Below are 16,057 nucleotides of genomic sequence, written 5' to 3' on the forward strand. Positions count from 1 at the left end.
TCCAGGTTGCAATCCTGCCGGAAAACGCCGCCACCAGCGCAGAGCCAGCGCCCGGGCGGGTCAGCTCAGAGCGCAAACTCGACGCCGGTAAGGCGCTCGGACAGCTCCCAGAGCGCGGTGGCCATCGCCTCGTCCTTGGCGGCCGGACTCCGCCCGACCGTTTGGGTTCTGCCCAGGTAGCCGAACCGCGGCCCGACGTAACTGCCGCCCGGCAGGTCCTGGGACGCCGCGTACAGCGTCTGGCGGGCGCCGAAGTCGGCGTTGGTGGCGACCACGCGCGTCGCCGCCGACACCACCGCGTCGCTGAGCCTGCGTCCGGACGCCCCCTGCAAATTGGTGTGCGAGTAGCCGGGATGGGCGGCCAGCGCGCGCAGCGGCGAACCGGCCGCGTCGAGTCGGCGCTGCAGTTCGCTGGTGAACAGCAGGTTGGCCAGCTTGGACTGGCTGTAGGCCAGCCACGCCGAGTAGCGCCGTTGCTGCCAGTTCAGGTCGGCCAGGTTGATCCGGCCCGGCCAGTGCGCCATGGACGACACCGTCACCACCCGGTCGCGCAGTTTGGGCAACAGCGGGTTGGCCAGCGCGAAGTGGCCCAGGTGGTTGGTGCCGATCTGGCTCTCGAAACCGTCGCTGGTGGTGGCGTACGGCGCGGCCATGATGCCGGCGTTGTTGATCAGGATGTCGGCCGCGTCCACTCCGTCGGCGAACCGACGCACCGACGACAGATCCTGCAGGTCAAGCGTGCGTACTTCGACATCTCCGTCGATCCGCTGGGCCGCGGCCTGACCTTTGTCGGTGTTGCGGACCGCCATCACGATGCGGGCGCCCCGCCCGGCCAGTTCGCGGGCAGTCACCTCGCCCAGGCCGCTGTTGGCTCCCGTGATGATCACGGTGCGCCCGGTGAAAGGTGGTAAATCTGCGGCCGTCCATTGGGTCATACCGCTCAGTTTCCGATGCCGAGCCCGACGGGTTCGCGACGGGGTCGGTTCGCGCCATTCCGCGCTGATGGACCGGGGCTTTCCCATGGGTTGCGGCGGCCCGGCTGGCTACCATGAGCCAACACGCGGAGATGCCGACCGAAATGGGTGTGAGCGAGTTGCTGCCGACTGGGACGGTGACCTTGCTACTGGCCGATGTCGAGGGGTCGACACGGTTGTGGGAGACGCAGCCCGAGCGGATGACGGCGGCGCTGGCCGCGCTGAATGTCGCGGTGAACGAGACGATCGCGGCCTACGACGGGGTGCGTCCGGTGGAGCAGGGTGAGGGCGACAGTTTCGTCTCGGCCTTCGCGCGGGCGTCGGACGCGGTGGCCTGCGCATTGACGTTGCAGCGGGCGACGCTGGCCCCGATCAAGTTGCGTATCGGCCTGCACACCGGTGAGATCCAGCTGCGCGACGAGAGCAACTACGCGGGTCCGACGATCAACCGCGCCGCGCGGCTGCGCGACCTGGCACACGGTGGGCAGACTGTGCTTTCGGGAGTGACCGAGTCGCTGGTTATCGACCGGTTGCCCGACGGAGTTTGGTTGACGGACTTGGGCAACTACACGCTCAAAGGTGTCTCCCGCCCCGAGCGGGTGGTGCAGCTGTGCCATCCCGAGTTGGGTAGTCAGTTCCCGCCGTTACGGGTGCAGACCGGCGTCGCATCGCACAATCTCCCGGTGCAGTTGACGAGTTTCGTTGGGCGCCAAGCACAGTCGGCCGAGCTGCGGAGTCTCGTCGCGGACAGCCGGCTGGTGACGATGACCGGAGCCGGTGGCGCGGGCAAGACCCGGTTGGCCATCGAAGTCGCTACCCAACTGAATTCCGAGTTCTCCGACGGGTTGTGGTACATCGATCTGGCACCGATCACCGATGCCGCCATGGTGCCGGTGACCGTCGCCCGTACCTTGGCGCTGCCCGATCAGCCGGGCCGTTCCACCACCGATCTGTTGGTGCGCTTCTTCGGCGCGAAGTCGATGCTGCTGGTGCTCGACAATTGCGAACACCTGCTGGATGCATGCGGGGACATGGTGGTCGAGCTGATGGCGGCCTGCCCGCAGTTGACGATCCTGGCCACCAGCCGCGAGCCGCTGGGGGTGCCCGGTGAGTTGAGCTGGCGCATACCGTCTTTGGCGATCGCCGACGAAGCCGTCGAGTTGTTCGCCGACCGGGCCCGACGGGCGCGTCCGGATTTCGTCGTCGACCGGGACAGTGCGAAGTTGGTGCAGGACATCTGCACTCGTCTGGACGGGATGCCGTTGGCGATCGAGCTTGCCGCGGCGCGGGTTCGGGCGCTGTCGTTGTCGCAGATCGTGAGCAGTCTGCAGGACCGGTTCCGGTTGTTGACCGGCGGGGCTCGCACTGCGGTGCGGCGCCAGCAGACACTGCGCGCGTCGGTGGACTGGTCGCACGCGTTGTTGACCGAGCCGGAGCGGGTGCTGTTTCGCCGACTGGCGGTTTTCGTCGGCGGCTTCGACCTCGACGCCGTCCAAACCGTCGGCGCCAGTAGCGAAGTGGAGGCATACCAGCTGTTGGACCAACTCAGCCTGTTGGTGGACAAGTCACTGGTGGTGGCCGACGACAACCCGACCGGAATGCGCTACCGGCTGTTGGAGACAGTGCGCCAGTACGCGCAGGAGAAACTCGGCGAGTCCGGGGAAGCCGACGAGGTACGCACCCGCCACCGCGACTACTACACAACCACCGCAATACATTTGGACTTGACGGCCCGACCCGGTGACGAGCGACTGCTCACCTGGGCGCAGACCGACATCGACAATCTGCGGGCCGCTTTCGCCTGGAGCCGCGAGCATCACGACAACGAGTCCGCACTGCGCTTACTCTCGGCGCTGCGGCAGTTCTGGTTGCGAAAAGGGCATGTGCGCGAGGGTCTGGCTGATTTCGACGCCGTATTGCCCGACGTGGCGCCAGGACAGGGCCGGGGGCAGGTCGCGCCCGCGGTCTGGGTACGTGCGGTGGCGGACCGGGCTGCCGCCGCGGCGTGGGTTTCGGTACCCGCTGATCTGGACCAGGCGCAGGAGGCGCTGGCCCAGGCCCGCCGGCTGGAGGATCCGGCGCTGATCACCCATGCCCTGATCGCATGCGGAATGATCACGCTCTACACCGCCGACGGTGGTCAGCCCTATCTCGCCGAAGCAATCGAACTGGCCCGCGCCGGCGGTGATCGGTGGAATCTGAGCCAGATCCTCAGCTACCAGGCCACCGCGGGCGTGTACGCCGGCGAACCGGTCGCAGCGCGGGCGGCCGCGGAAGAAGGGCAAGCCATCGCCGATGAGCTGGGCGACCGGTTCATCTCGTGCAACTGCCGGGTGTGGCTGGGGGCGGCACTGGCCGTCCTGGGTGACCTTTCGCGAGCCGTGCAGGTGCTGCGGGTGCTGGTCGACGAAGTGCAGGCCGCCGGGGATTCCACCTTGACGGTCTTTGCGCAGGTGGTCCACGCGAACGTGCTGACCTATCAAGCCGAATCGGTTGCGGCGACCGCCGCCGCACAGGCAGCGCTGACCGCCGCCGAGGCAATAGGTGGGTACTACGGAGACGCGGTGTACGGGGTGCTGGCCAATGCGGCCCTGTCCGGCGGTGACGTCGAGACGGCCAAGCAACTGTCCGAGACTGCTCTGCAGCGCACCGTCCTGCTGACCGGAGCATTCGGCAGCTTCTTCAACCCGCTGGCCGAAACCGCTTTGGCCGCAGGCGATCTGGTAACCGCACGACGATGGGCTGACGCGACCGCGGCGCTGGTCCGGGGCAGCCATCAAGTCAACGCGTTGGCGATTCGCTCCTGCGTCGCGCTGGCCCAGGGTGAACCGGAGCAAGCCGAACGCGATGCCCACGAAGCACTCACGCACGCCGCGCGTACTCACGCCTACCTTCGCGTCCCGCAGGCCCTGGAAACCCTGGCCCACCTCGCAGCCGACCGTGGTAATCACCAACATGCCGCGCGTCTGCTGGGCGCGGCCGACAACGTCCGACAGGTCCTGGGCATCGCCCGCTACCCGATGTACCGGATCGGCTACGACGCGGCTCTGGCGTCCGTCCGAGACGCTCTGGGGCAGAGCGTGTTCGACGCCGCATGGGTGGAGGGGACCGCTCTGTCCGCGGAGGAGGCGATCGGCTATGCGCAACGTGGACGCGGCGTCCGGAAACGTCCCGCCAGCGGCTGGGAATCGCTCACCCCGATGGAGCACGACGTGGTGCGGCTGGTGCGAGAAGGCTTGGCCAACAAGGATATCGGGGCGCGGTTGTTCATCTCACCGCGCACTGTGCAGACTCACCTGACCCACATCTACGCCAAGTTGGGCCTGGCATCGCGGGTGCAGCTCGTCCAGGAGGCGAGTCGCCACAGCTGACCAGCCCCCTGATGGCGCGAGCAGACGCAAAATCCCCCATTTTCGGTACGAAATAGGGGATTTTGCGTCTGCTCGCGCCACTTCTTGGCGTCTGCTCGCGCCACGTTGGGCGACTGCTCGCGCTACTTCTTGGCCACGACGAAGCCGCGGATGATGGCCTCGACGTCGTCGGACTCGGCCACCGCCTGGTCGGCCAGGCTGGTGATGATCAGCTCGACCAGGTATCGCTGGTTGGCCGGCGGCGAGCCGGTCGGCAGGACCACCCGGTTCCAGCTGCGCATCCGCGCGCCCTTGAGTTCGTAGGTGCCCTGCACCATTGAGGAGGGGAAACCGTTGAAGTCCGCGGTGGAAGCGTCCAGTTGGTGAAAACCCTGTGGCAGATCGGCATTGGCGTGCTTGATCGCCTCGCTGGGTTTGAACTCGCCCTTCAACCTGAACACCACCAGGATCGCCGCCGGGTAGTTGTCCCCCTTGGAGATCATCAGCCTGCTGGCGGTGACTTTCGGATCGCCGCCGCGAACGGACCAACCCGGCGGCGTCGGGATCGACACCGTGAGGTCGGTCAGCGAGCCCGGCTCGACCGCATCACCGGTGACACCCTCACCCTCCAGATACTTCGACAGCGGGACCGGCGGCTCCGTCGGCGCGGCCGTCTCACTCGTCGTCGAACTCGTCGTCCAGATCGACTGGTAGTCAGGCGCTTTCGGCCCGCACGCGCCGGTCGCCAACAGCAGGACCGCGGCCACCGCCGCGCGTAGAGCGGTGACAGTCACAAAATCTCGCGGACCGCGTCGATCGGGCGGGCCAGCCGGGTGCCCTTGGGTGTGACGACGAACGGTCGCTCGATCAGGATGGGGTGTTCGGCCATGGCGTCGAGCAACTCGTCGTCGCTCGCATCGGCCAGACCCAGTTCGCCGTACAGTGATTCGCGTTTGCGCACCGCCGTCCGCACCTCGATACCGGCATCGCGGATCATCTTCGCCAACTCGTCCCGCGTCGGCGGCGTCTTGAGATACTGCACCACCGTGGGCTCTAAACCGTTGTCGTGCAGCAGGTCCAGCGTCTTGCGGGACGTGCTGCACTTGGGGTTGTGGTAGATCACGACGCCCGCAGAACCCATCTACGCGTCCCCGTCGAAAAGTCCTGTGACTGAGCCGTTCTCGAAGACCGCGCGGATGGTGCTGGCCAGCAGCGGCGCGATGGACAGCACGGTGAGCTGCGGGAAACGCTTCTCCTCGCCGATCGGCAGCGTGTTCGTCACGATCACTTCGCGCGCACCGCATCCGGCCAGACGCTCGGCGGCGGGATCGGACAACACACCATGGGTGGCCGCGATGATCACGTCCTGCGCACCGTCGTCATGCAACAACTTGACCGCGCCGGCGATGGTGCCACCGGTGTCGATCATGTCGTCGATCAGCACGCAGGTCCGTCCCGCCACCTCACCGACCACGCGGTTGGACACCACCTGATTGGGCACCCGCGGGTCGCGGGTCTTGTGGATGAAGGCCAGCGGCACGCCACCGAGGGAGTCCGCCCACTTCTCGGCGATCCGCACCCGGCCGGAGTCGGGGGAGACCACCACCATGTTGCCGTCGGGGTAGTTGTCGCGGATATAGCCGGTGAGCAGGTTCTGCCCGCGCATGTGGTCCACGGGTCCGTCGAAGAAGCCCTGGATCTGATCGGTGTGCAGGTCGACCGTCACGATCCGGTCCGCACCCGCGGTCTTGAGCAGGTCGGCCACCAGTCGCGCCGAGATCGGTTCGCGGCCGCGGTGCTTCTTGTCCTGCCGGGCATAGGGGTAGAACGGCAGCACCGCGGTGATCCGCTTGGCGCTGCCGCGCTTCAACGCGTCGATCATGATCAGCTGTTCCATCAGCCACCGGTTCACCGGGGCCGGGTTGGACTGCAGCACGAAGGCGTCGCACCCACGGACCGATTCGTGGAACCGCACGAAGATCTCGCCGTTGGCGAATTCCCGCGCGGTCTGCGCGGTGACGTGGACGTCGAGCTCCTTGGCTACCTGCTCGGCCAGCTCCGGGTGGGCGCGGCCGCTGAACAGCATCAGGTTCTTGCGGTTATCGGTCCAGTCGTGGCTCAACGTGCTGCCCTCGCCGTATCGGGGTCGAGATAGGAACGCCTCATCGTAGCCGCACTACGGGACGGCGAATTCACGGTGCCTGATCCGCTTCTGGTTGCCGGTTGGCCTCGTCGGCGGCCTGCGCGGCGGCTGAGCCGGGCCGTTTGCGTTGCACCCAGTTTTCGATGTTGCGCTGAGGACCTGCGGACACCGCCAGCGCACCGGGCGGGACGTCCTCCCGGATGACCGTGCCGGCACCGGTATAGGCGCCGTCGCCGATGTTCACCGGCGCGACGAACATGGTGTCCGATCCGGTGCGCACATGCGAGCCGATCGTGGTGCGCCGCTTGTTCACGCCGTCGTAGTTGACGAACACGCTGGAGGCGCCGATGTTGCTGTGCTCGCCGATGTCGGCGTCGCCGACGTAGGTCAGGTGCGGCACCTTGGTTCCGGTGCCGATCGTGGCGTTCTTGACCTCGACGAACGCCCCCAGTTTCCCGTCGCCGCCCAGCACGGTTCCGGGTCGCAGGTAGGTGAACGGTCCCACCGTCGCACCGTCGCCGACGGTCGCCGACGTGCCGTGCGTACGGCACACCGTGGCGTCGTCGCCGACGCTGACGTCGGTCAGCGTGGTGTCCGGACCGACGACGCAGCGGCCGCCGATCTGCGTGCGGCCCAGCAGCTGGGTGCCGGGGTGGATGACGGTGTCGCGCCCGATCGTCACGTCGACGTCGATCCAAGTGGTGGCGGGGTCGATCACGGTGACACCGGAAAGCTGGTGGGCGGCCACGATCCGGCGGTTGAGTTCGGCGCCCAGTTCGGCGAGTTGGACACGGTTGTTGACCCCGGCCACCACCGCGCTGTCGTCGACGTGGCGGGCGCTGACGGTCTGGCCGTCGCGGCGCAGGATCGCGATGGCGTCGGTCAGGTAGAGCTCCTGTTGGGCGTTGTTGGAGCTCAGCCGGCTCAGCGCCCAGCGCAGCGCGGCGATGTCGAACGCGTAGACGCCGGTGTTGACCTCACGGATGCTGCGCTGGGAGGGGGTGGCGTCGGTCTGTTCGACGATCGCCATCACCTCGTTGTCCTGGGTGCGCAGAATGCGGCCGTAGCCGTGCGGGTCGTCGAGCGTGGTGGTCAGCACCGTCACCGCCGGCTGGCCGCCCGGGTGAGCCCCGCGGTGGCCGGCGATCAGGTCGGCCAGCGTGTCGGCGTCGAGCAGGGGGGTGTCACCGGCGGCGACGACGACGATGCCGGCGTAGTCGTCGGGCAGCGCGGACAGCCCGCACAGCACCGCATGCCCGGTTCCCAGCGGTTGATCCTGCAACGCGACGTCGATGGTGCGGCCCAGATCGTCGGCCAGCTCGGCAACCAGAGGGGAAATGCGCTGGTGGTCGTGCCCCAGCACCACGACCAGGTGCTGTGGCGCCAGCTTCGTCATTGCGTGCAGCGAATGCGACAGCATGCTGCGGCCGCCGATGCTGTGCAGCACCTTGGGGGTATCGGAACGCATCCGGGTGCCGGGACCCGCCGCCAACACCAGGACTGCGGTGTCGCCACGAAAGGTCATCAACTCTCCTCAGTTTGGCCAAGTCTGCGCTCGCGAGCGTGCGGGGCTGCTCGCTGACACGCCGTCAAGCGTGTCATTTCACGCACGCTCGGGGCAAAACGGCCGGGCTCCGTCGCCAGGACTCGAACCTGAACTATCTGAACCAAAATCAGAGGTGCTGCCGATTACACCACGACGGATTGCGGCGGTCCGGGACCGCGCGAATGACTTTAGTCTGCCGATGTTGTCCTTTCGATGTCGATATAGGCCGCCGGCACGCTTCGAGTGCAGAATGTCTGAGTGACCACCTGGGACGAGCAGTGGCCGATCATGATCCTGGCCGTCGTCATCTCGGTGCTGTGTGGTCTCTACGCGGTCCGGGTCGCGCGGCGGAAGAACCGCGGGGTCGCCGAGGCGTTCGTCATCGGCGCTGCGCTCGGCCTGATCGGCATCGTGATCGTCGCCCTCTTGCCCTCGCGGCCGTCTGCCAAGAGGAAATCATCCCCACCGGCGAATAAGGGGCGCGGTGGCTGAGCCGCTCAAGAGCCCGGAGAAGGAACCGCGGACACCGCGTGCCCGGATGACCGGCAGCGAGCGCCGCCACCAACTCATCGGCATCGCGCGGTCGCTGTTCGCCGAACGCGGCTACGAAGGCACGTCGATCGAAGAGATCGCCCAGCGCGCCAACGTGTCCAAACCGGTGGTCTACGAACACTTCGGCGGCAAAGAGGGCCTGTACGCCGTGGTCGTCGACCGGGAGATGTCGGCACTGCTCGACGGCATCACGTCGTCGCTGACCAACAACCGGTCCCGGGTCCGGGTCGAGCGGGTCGCGCTGGCGTTGCTCACCTACGTCGAAGAACGCACCGACGGTTTCCGCATCATGATCCGCGACTCGCCCGCCGCGATCAGCTCCGGCACCTATTCCAGCCTGCTCAACGACGCCGTCAGCCAGGTCAGCTCCATTCTGGCCGGCGACTTCGCCCGACGCGGCCTGGATCCGGACCTGGCGCCGCTGTACGCCCAGGCGCTGGTGGGCTCGGTGTCGATGACCGCGCAATGGTGGCTGGACACCCGCGAGCCCAAGAAGGAAGTGGTGGCCGCGCATCTGGTCAACCTGATGTGGAACGGCCTGACGCACCTGGAAGCCGATCCGCAGCTGCAGGACGAGTGAACTGCGCAAGAACTTCGCAAGCGCCCGCTGTTGAGATCGGTTGAGCGGCCCGCCCAGCAACGGAGGAACCACCATGAACCGATCATTCCCGCCCATCAAGGCAGCCCTGCTCGGGTTGGCCGTCACCGCTTTGACGTGGGGCGGCGTCGAGCTAGCCACGCCCGCCCAAGCAGCCGGGTGCCCCCGCCTGCAGGCCTGCACCACGTGGTGCCCCGGCGACCCTTACCCAGCCGGCCGTCCCGTCCCGTGGGACGGCGGCGTCTGCCATGACTACTACTGGGACTCCTACGGCGTGCACGACGTCGGCGACGGCGCTTTCTACTCGTGGGCGACGATGCCCTGGTAGCCGGGCCCGATCGGCTCGTTGACTCTGCGTCCAGGGCGGCAAAGTTCGAGTAGAGCGCGCCCTGTGCGCAGAGTCAACGCACAGCCGCGCCCCTAGAATGGGCGCATCATGACCGCACCGGGGGCTGCTAGCCCAGATACCCCGATCGCGGGGCTCGTCGAATTGGCGCTGACCGCGCCGACCTTTCAACAGCTCATCGAGCGTGCCTCCGATCGACCCGACAGCTTGTCGCTGGTCGGGCCCGCCAGCGCGCGACTTTTCGTGGCGAGCGCCCTGGCGCAGCAGGGTCCGCTGCTGGTGGTCACCGCCACCGGCCGGGCGGCTGACGATCTGACCGCCGAACTGCGTGGTGTGTTCGGTGAGGCGGCAGTGGTGTTTCCGTCCTGGGAGACGCTGCCGCACGAACGGCTGTCACCGGGCATCGACACCGTCGGCACCCGGATGATGGTGCTGCGCCGGCTGGCCCACCCCGACGACGCCCGGCTCGGTCCGCCGTTGCGGGTGGTGGTGACGGCGGCGCGGTCGTTGCTGCAACCGATGGTGCCGCGCCTGGGGATGTTGGAACCTCTGACGCTGACCGTCGGTGACGAGATGCCGTTCGAGGACGTGGCCCAGCGGCTGGTCGAGCTGGCCTACACCCGGGTGGACATGGTGGGTCGCCGCGGTGAGTTCGCGGTCCGCGGCGGAATCCTGGACATCTTCGCTCCCACCGCCGAGCATCCGGTGCGCGTCGAGTTCTGGGGCGACGAGGTCACCGAGATGCGGATGTTCTCGGTCGCCGACCAGCGCTCGATCCCGGACATCGAAGTAGCCACCCTGGTCGCCGTCGCCTGCCGGGAACTGCTGCTCACTTCCGACGTGCGGGCCCGCGCGGCCGAGTTGACCAGGCAACATCCGGTGACCGAGAACACCGTGACCGGCAGCATCGTCGACATGCTGGCCAAGCTGGCCGAGGGTATCCCGGTCGACGGCATGGAGGCGCTGCAATCGGTGTTGCAGCCCGGCGACGGGGCGCTGTTGACAGACCAGCTCCCCGACGGGACACCGGTGCTGGTATGCGACCCGGAAAAGGTGCGCACCCGCGCCGCCGACCTGATCAACACCGGGCGGGAATTCCTGGAGGCGTCGTGGTCGGTGGCGGCACTCGGCACGGACGCCCCCGTCGACGTCGAGCAGCTGGGTGGCTCCGGGTTCACCGAGTTGGAAGACGTGCAGGCCGCGGCGCGCTCGTCCGGCCATCCCTGGTGGACGTTGAGCCAGTTGTCCGACGAGTCCGCCGTCGAGCTGGACATCCGCGCCGCGCCGTCCGCGCGCGGGCACCAGCACGACATCGACGGGATCTTCGCGATGCTGCGCGCCCATGTCGCGACGGGCGGATACGCCGCGATGGTCGCACCCGGCACCGGCACCGCCCATCGGGTGGTGGAACGGCTGGCCGAATCCGAGATCCCGGCGGCCATGCTGGACTGTGGCGCCGCGCCGAGTCCCGGGGTCGTCGGCGTGCTCAAAGGCCCGCTGCACGAGGGGGTGGTGATCAACGGCGCCAACCTGGTCGTCATCACCGAAGCCGACCTGACCGGCAGCCGCGCCACCGCTGTCGAGGGCAAACGACTGGCGGCCAAGCGGCGCAACACCGTCGACCCGCTGGCGCTGACCGCCGGCGATCTGGTGGTGCACGACCAGCACGGCATCGGCCGGTTCGTGGAGATGGTCGAACGCACCGTCGGCGGGGCGCGCCGGGAGTACCTGGTGCTGGAGTACGCCTCGTCCAAACGAGGAGGCGGATCCGACAAGCTCTACGTCCCGATGGACTCGCTGGATCAGCTCTCCAGATACGTGGGCGGGCAGGCGCCGGCGCTGAGCAAACTCGGCGGCAGCGACTGGGCCAACACCAAGACCAAGGCGCGCCGCGCGGTGCGGGAGATCGCCGGCGAACTGGTCGCGCTGTACGCCAAGCGCCAGGCCAGCCCCGGCCACGCGTTCGCGCCGGACACCCCCTGGCAGGCCGAGATGGAGGACGCGTTCGGTTTCACCGAGACCGTCGACCAGCTCACCGCGATCACCGAGGTCAAGGCCGACATGGAGAAACCGATCCCGATGGACCGGGTGATCTGCGGCGACGTCGGCTACGGGAAAACCGAGATCGCGGTGCGGGCGGCGTTCAAGGCGGTGCAGGACGGCAGGCAGGTCGCGGTGCTGGTACCCACCACGCTGCTGGCCGACCAGCACCTGCAGACCTTCACCGACCGGATGGCCGGGTTCCCGGTCACCGTCAAGGGCCTGTCGCGGTTCACCGACCCGGCGGAATCCCGCAAGGTCATCGACGGGTTGGCCGACGGGTCGGTCGACGTCGTAATCGGCACCCACCGGCTGTTGCAGACCGGGGTGCGGTGGAAGAACCTCGGTCTCGTCGTCGTGGACGAGGAGCAGCGCTTCGGCGTCGAGCACAAGGAACACATCAAGAGCCTGCGCACCCACGTCGACGTGCTGACCATGAGCGCCACCCCGATCCCGCGCACGCTGGAGATGAGCCTGGCCGGGATCCGGGAGATGTCGACGATCCTCACTCCGCCCGAAGAGCGCTACCCGGTGCTGACCTACGTGGGGCCGCACGACGACAAACAGGTCGCCGCGGCGCTGCGCCGCGAATTGCTGCGCGACGGGCAGGCCTTCTATGTGCACAACCGGGTCAGTTCGATCGATCGGGCCGCGGCCCGGGTTCGGGAACTGGTGCCCGAGGCGCGGGTGGTGGTCGCGCACGGCCAGATGCCCGAGGAGCGCCTGGAGCGCACCGTGCAGGGGTTCTGGAACCGCGAATACGACATCCTGGTCTGCACCACGATCGTGGAGACCGGTCTGGACATCTCCAACGCCAACACGCTGATCGTCGAGCGCGCCGACACCTTCGGCCTGTCCCAGCTGCACCAGCTGCGCGGCCGGGTGGGCCGCAGTCGCGAGCGCGGCTACGCCTACTTCCTCTACCCGCCGCACACGCCGTTGACCGAGACGGCCTACGACCGGCTGGCGACCATCGCGCAGAACAACGAGCTGGGCGCGGGCATGGCGGTGGCGCTCAAAGACCTCGAGATCCGCGGCGCCGGGAACGTGCTGGGCGTCGAGCAGTCCGGGCACGTCGCCGGCGTCGGCTTCGACCTGTACGTACGCCTGGTCGGGGAGGCGGTCGAGGCGTACAAGGCCGCGGCCGACGGCGAAACCGTCAGTACCACCGAGGAATCCAAGGACGTCCGGATCGATCTGCCGGTCGATGCCCACCTGCCCCCGGACTACATCGCCAGTGACCGGCTGCGGCTGGAGGGCTACCGTCGGCTGGCCGCGGCCGGTGGTGACACCGAGATCACCGCCGTGGTCGAGGAGCTGATCGACCGGTACGGCCCGCTGCCCGAACCCGCCGAGCGACTGGTGGCGGTGGCACGGCTGCGGTTGCTGTGCCGGGCTTCCGGGATCACCGAGGTCAGTGCCGTATCAGCGGCGACGGTGCGGCTCTCACCGTTGACGCTGCCCGATTCGGCCCAGGTGCGGCTGGCGCGGATGTATCCGGGCGGGCGCTACCGTGCCACCACCTCGACGGTGCAGGTTCCGATCCCGCGGACGGGCGGAATTGGCGCGGGACACATCCGTGATGTCGAATTGGTGCAGATGGTGGCCGACTTGGTGACCGCGCTGGCGGGTAAACCGCAGCAAGATATCGGTATGGCGGAGTCCCCGAGTAAGGAGCGACAAGCCTGATGATTGTCGTCCTGGTCGACCCCCGCCGTCCGGCGCTGATTCCCATCGACGCCATCGACCTGCTGAGCGGACCGGTGCAATACACCGAGGAAATGCCGATCGCGGTGCCGTGGTCGTTGCCCGACGCGCACCCCGCCTACACCGGCGACGACGCGCCGGTGCTGCTGTCCTCGGATCCCGATCATCCCGCGGTGAGCGCGCGGTTGGCCGCCGGCGCCCGGCTGATCTCGGCGCCGTCGGGGCAGCGCGGGGAACGGCTGATCGACGCCGTGGCGATGATGGACAAGCTGCGCACCGCCGGACCGTGGGAAAGCGAGCAGACCCACGACTCGTTGCGTCGGTACCTGCTGGAGGAGACCTACGAACTGCTGGACGCAGTGCACAGTGGCAACGTCGACGATCTGCGCGAAGAACTCGGCGACCTGCTGTTGCAGGTGCTCTTTCATGCCCGCATCGCCGAAGATGCGGCGTCGCAGCCGTTCACCATCGACGACGTCGCCGACGCATTGATCCGCAAACTCGGTGCCCGGGTCCCCGGAGTGCTTGCGGGCGAATCGATTTCGCTACAAGACCAGCTGGCGCAGTGGGAAGAGGCCAAGGCGGCCGAAAGGTCACGCAAGTCGCGTCACTCCGTGCTGGACGACGTGCATACCGGGCAACCAGCATTGGCGTTGGCGCAGAAGGTGATTCAACGCGTCACCCAGGCGGGACTGCCGGCCGGGTTCATCCCGCCGGAGCTGACCACCATCAAGCTCACGCCCGACGTCGATGCCGAAAACACACTACGCGCAGCGGTTCTGGACTTTGTGGACACGGTTCACCGGGTCGAGAAGGAGATCGCGGCCGCCCGCCGCGGTGACACCATCGCCGAGGAACTCGACATGACTCCGCTCGGTGCTGTCTCCGAGGACGAATGGCGCGCCCACTGGCCGGTGGGGCAGACGATGCCCGACGAGCAACTGGGCGTAGCGGACGGCCTGCAACCGGTCGAGCAGCCTGTGGTGGCCGCCAAGGAATCTCGGGGCGGGTCCAAGAAGCGCAAGGGTCGGCGCTGACGGTTCGCCGACCGGCGCGGCGACGTTTGCGGGAACTCAGAGAGTACCCACACCCAGCAATCATCAATGTAGTTGCCTGGAATGCCGATAACCAGCAATCAAGGACCTCAAACGAGATAGCTATGCACACCGACAGCAACGTTATGTACCGGTGGGCTCGCATATCTTCTGTGTGCTGACCGCCCCGGTCGAGCGAGGCCGGCACCAACCCGTGGGACGATGATCGTGACGAAAACGGGGTGATGGCTCCGACGAGGAGACCGACAGGGGAAGTTCGTGTCGCCGAGACGCTGGTTGCGCGCGGTCGCCGTGATAGGGGCGACCGCGATGCTGTTGGCGTCAAGTTGTACCTGGCAGCTCAGCCTCTTCATCCCCGAGGGGGTGCCGCCGCCGGCCGGTGATCCGGTGCCGCCGGTGGACACCCACGCGTCGGGCCGGCCCGCGGATCAGTTACGGGAGTGGGCCGAGGCGCGTGCGCCGGCGCTGGAGATGCCCGTGATTGCGCTGGAGGCCTACGCCTACGCCGCCCGGGTGGCCGAGGTCGAGAACCCGAAATGTCATATCGCCTGGACGACGCTGGCCGGCATCGGGCAGGTGGAAAGTCACAACGGCACCTATCGCGGCGCGACGATCGCGCCCAACGGGGATGTGCGGCCGCCCATTCGAGGTGTCCGGCTCGACGGCACCGGCGACACGTTGCGCATCGTGGACACCGACGCTGCCGCGTTGGAGGGCGCGGCGGACGAGGATGGGGTGGAGCGCGCGGTGGGGCCCATGCAGTTCATCTCCGAGACATGGCGTCTGTACGGGGTCGACGCCAACAACGACGGCACCGCCAGCCCGGACAACATCGACGACGCCGCGCTCTCGGCCGCGGGTTACTTATGTTGGCGCGGCAAAGATTTGGGGACAGCCCGCGGGTGGATCACCGCGCTTCGGGCCTACAACAATTCCGGTGTGTACGCGCGGGCGGTGCGGGACTGGGCGACCGCCTACGCGGCGGGTCATCCGCTGTAGAAAGATGAATCGCTGACTCAGGCTTTAGGCTGCCTGTCAGGGAGCCAGCACGCAAAGGAGAGCCCAGTGCCGATTATCGAACAGGTCGCAGCCCGCGAGATCCTGGACTCGCGCGGCAACCCGACCGTCGAGGTCGAGGTCGCGCTGATCGACGGGACATTCGCCCGCGCCGCCGTGCCCTCGGGCGCCTCGACCGGTGAGCACGAGGCCGTCGAATTGCGCGACGGCGGCGACCGCTACGCCGGCAAAGGGGTGAAGAAGGCGGTGCAAGCGGTTCTCGACGAAATCGGGCCGGCGGTCATCGGTCTCAACGCCGACGACCAGCGGTTGGTCGACCAGGCGCTGGTCGATCTCGACGGCACTCCGGACAAGTCCCGGCTGGGGGCCAACGCGATCCTGGGCGTCTCGCTGGCGGTGGCCAAGGCCGCCGCGGACAGTGCGGCTCTACCCCTGTTCCGCTACATCGGCGGCCCGAACGCGCACATCCTGCCGGTGCCGATGCTCAACATCCTCAACGGCGGCGCGCACGCCGACACCGGCGTCGACGTCCAGGAGTTCATGGTGGCGCCTATCGGTGCCCCCAGCTTCCACGAGGCGCTGCGCTGGGGCGCCGAGGTCTACCACGCGCTGAAGTCGGTCCTGAAGAAGGAGGGGCTGTCCACCGGCCTGGGTGACGAGGGCGGCTTCGCGCCGGACGTGGCCGGCACCAGCGCCGCACTGGATCTGATCATCCGGGCCATCGAGTCG

At 67.8% G+C, this 16,057-nt stretch carries 13 protein-coding genes and 1 tRNA gene; 8 read left to right on the forward strand and 6 right to left on the reverse strand.

The features are described from left to right. Positions 1-65 precede the first annotated feature (65 nt). On the reverse strand, positions 66-935 hold the full coding sequence (locus tag AC5Y47_RS20165) for an oxidoreductase (protein WP_499946019.1): 870 nt from the start codon (positions 933-935) through the stop codon (positions 66-68). A gap of 113 nt (positions 936-1,048) precedes the next feature. On the opposite strand from AC5Y47_RS20165, the gene AC5Y47_RS20170 reads away from it, so the two are divergent. Then, positions 1,049-4,345: a LuxR C-terminal-related transcriptional regulator gene (locus AC5Y47_RS20170; protein WP_499946020.1), complete on the forward strand. Its 3,297-nt coding sequence runs from the start codon at positions 1,049-1,051 to the stop codon at positions 4,343-4,345. A 122-nt stretch (positions 4,346-4,467) separates the two neighbouring features. On the opposite strand, the gene AC5Y47_RS20175 is transcribed toward AC5Y47_RS20170, so the two are convergent. From AC5Y47_RS20175 to AC5Y47_RS20195, 5 genes are all read right to left on the reverse strand, one after another. Next, positions 4,468-5,118 (reverse strand): LpqN/LpqT family lipoprotein, encoded by a 651-nt coding sequence (locus tag AC5Y47_RS20175; protein WP_499946021.1) that lies wholly within the window; start codon positions 5,116-5,118, stop codon positions 4,468-4,470. Then, positions 5,115-5,465, reverse strand: a complete 351-nt coding sequence (gene arsC / locus AC5Y47_RS20180; RefSeq protein ID WP_499946022.1) for an arsenate reductase (glutaredoxin) — start codon at positions 5,463-5,465, stop codon at positions 5,115-5,117. The genes AC5Y47_RS20175 and arsC overlap by 4 nt, the downstream gene beginning before the upstream one ends. Next, entirely contained in the window at positions 5,466-6,446 is a 981-nt protein-coding gene (locus AC5Y47_RS20185; protein ID WP_499946023.1) for a ribose-phosphate diphosphokinase, read from the reverse strand. It lies immediately after the preceding gene. 70 nt (positions 6,447-6,516) lie between these two features. Then, complete coding sequence (gene glmU / locus AC5Y47_RS20190) at positions 6,517-7,992, reverse strand: bifunctional UDP-N-acetylglucosamine diphosphorylase/glucosamine-1-phosphate N-acetyltransferase GlmU (protein WP_499946024.1); 1,476 nt, start codon at positions 7,990-7,992, stop codon at positions 6,517-6,519. Positions 7,993-8,099: 107 nt separating this feature from the next. Beyond that, a tRNA-Gln gene (locus AC5Y47_RS20195) sits at positions 8,100-8,171 on the reverse strand. Between the two features lie 100 nt (positions 8,172-8,271). Between AC5Y47_RS20195 and AC5Y47_RS20200 the strand changes: the two genes are divergently transcribed. The 7 genes from AC5Y47_RS20200 to eno form a co-directional block, all read left to right on the forward strand. Further along, positions 8,272-8,505 (forward strand): hypothetical protein, encoded by a 234-nt coding sequence (locus tag AC5Y47_RS20200; protein WP_499946025.1) that lies wholly within the window; start codon positions 8,272-8,274, stop codon positions 8,503-8,505. Between the two features lie 46 nt (positions 8,506-8,551). Further along, positions 8,552-9,145 carry a TetR/AcrR family transcriptional regulator gene (locus AC5Y47_RS20205; protein ID WP_499946038.1) on the forward strand — a complete coding sequence of 198 codons (594 nt, stop codon included), beginning with the start codon at positions 8,552-8,554 and terminating at the stop codon, positions 9,143-9,145. Positions 9,146-9,218: 73 nt separating this feature from the next. Beyond that, positions 9,219-9,491 carry a hypothetical protein gene (locus tag AC5Y47_RS20210; protein WP_499946026.1) on the forward strand — a complete coding sequence of 91 codons (273 nt, stop codon included), beginning with the start codon at positions 9,219-9,221 and terminating at the stop codon, positions 9,489-9,491. Between the two features lie 108 nt (positions 9,492-9,599). After that, positions 9,600-13,238 carry a transcription-repair coupling factor gene (gene mfd / locus AC5Y47_RS20215; RefSeq protein ID WP_499946027.1) on the forward strand — a complete coding sequence of 1,213 codons (3,639 nt, stop codon included), beginning with the start codon at positions 9,600-9,602 and terminating at the stop codon, positions 13,236-13,238. Then, complete coding sequence (locus AC5Y47_RS20220; RefSeq protein ID WP_499946028.1) at positions 13,238-14,293, forward strand: nucleoside triphosphate pyrophosphohydrolase; 1,056 nt, start codon at positions 13,238-13,240, stop codon at positions 14,291-14,293. The genes mfd and AC5Y47_RS20220 overlap by 1 nt, the downstream gene beginning before the upstream one ends. A 276-nt stretch (positions 14,294-14,569) precedes the next feature. Then, on the forward strand, positions 14,570-15,310 hold the full coding sequence (locus tag AC5Y47_RS20225; RefSeq protein ID WP_499946029.1) for a lytic transglycosylase domain-containing protein: 741 nt from the start codon (positions 14,570-14,572) through the stop codon (positions 15,308-15,310). 66 nt (positions 15,311-15,376) lie between these two features. Continuing rightward, positions 15,377-16,057: phosphopyruvate hydratase (eno, locus tag AC5Y47_RS20230; protein ID WP_499946030.1), on the forward strand; the 681-nt coding region annotated here is incomplete at its 3' end.

This window comes from Mycobacterium sp. NGS22 (assembly GCF_059813095.1).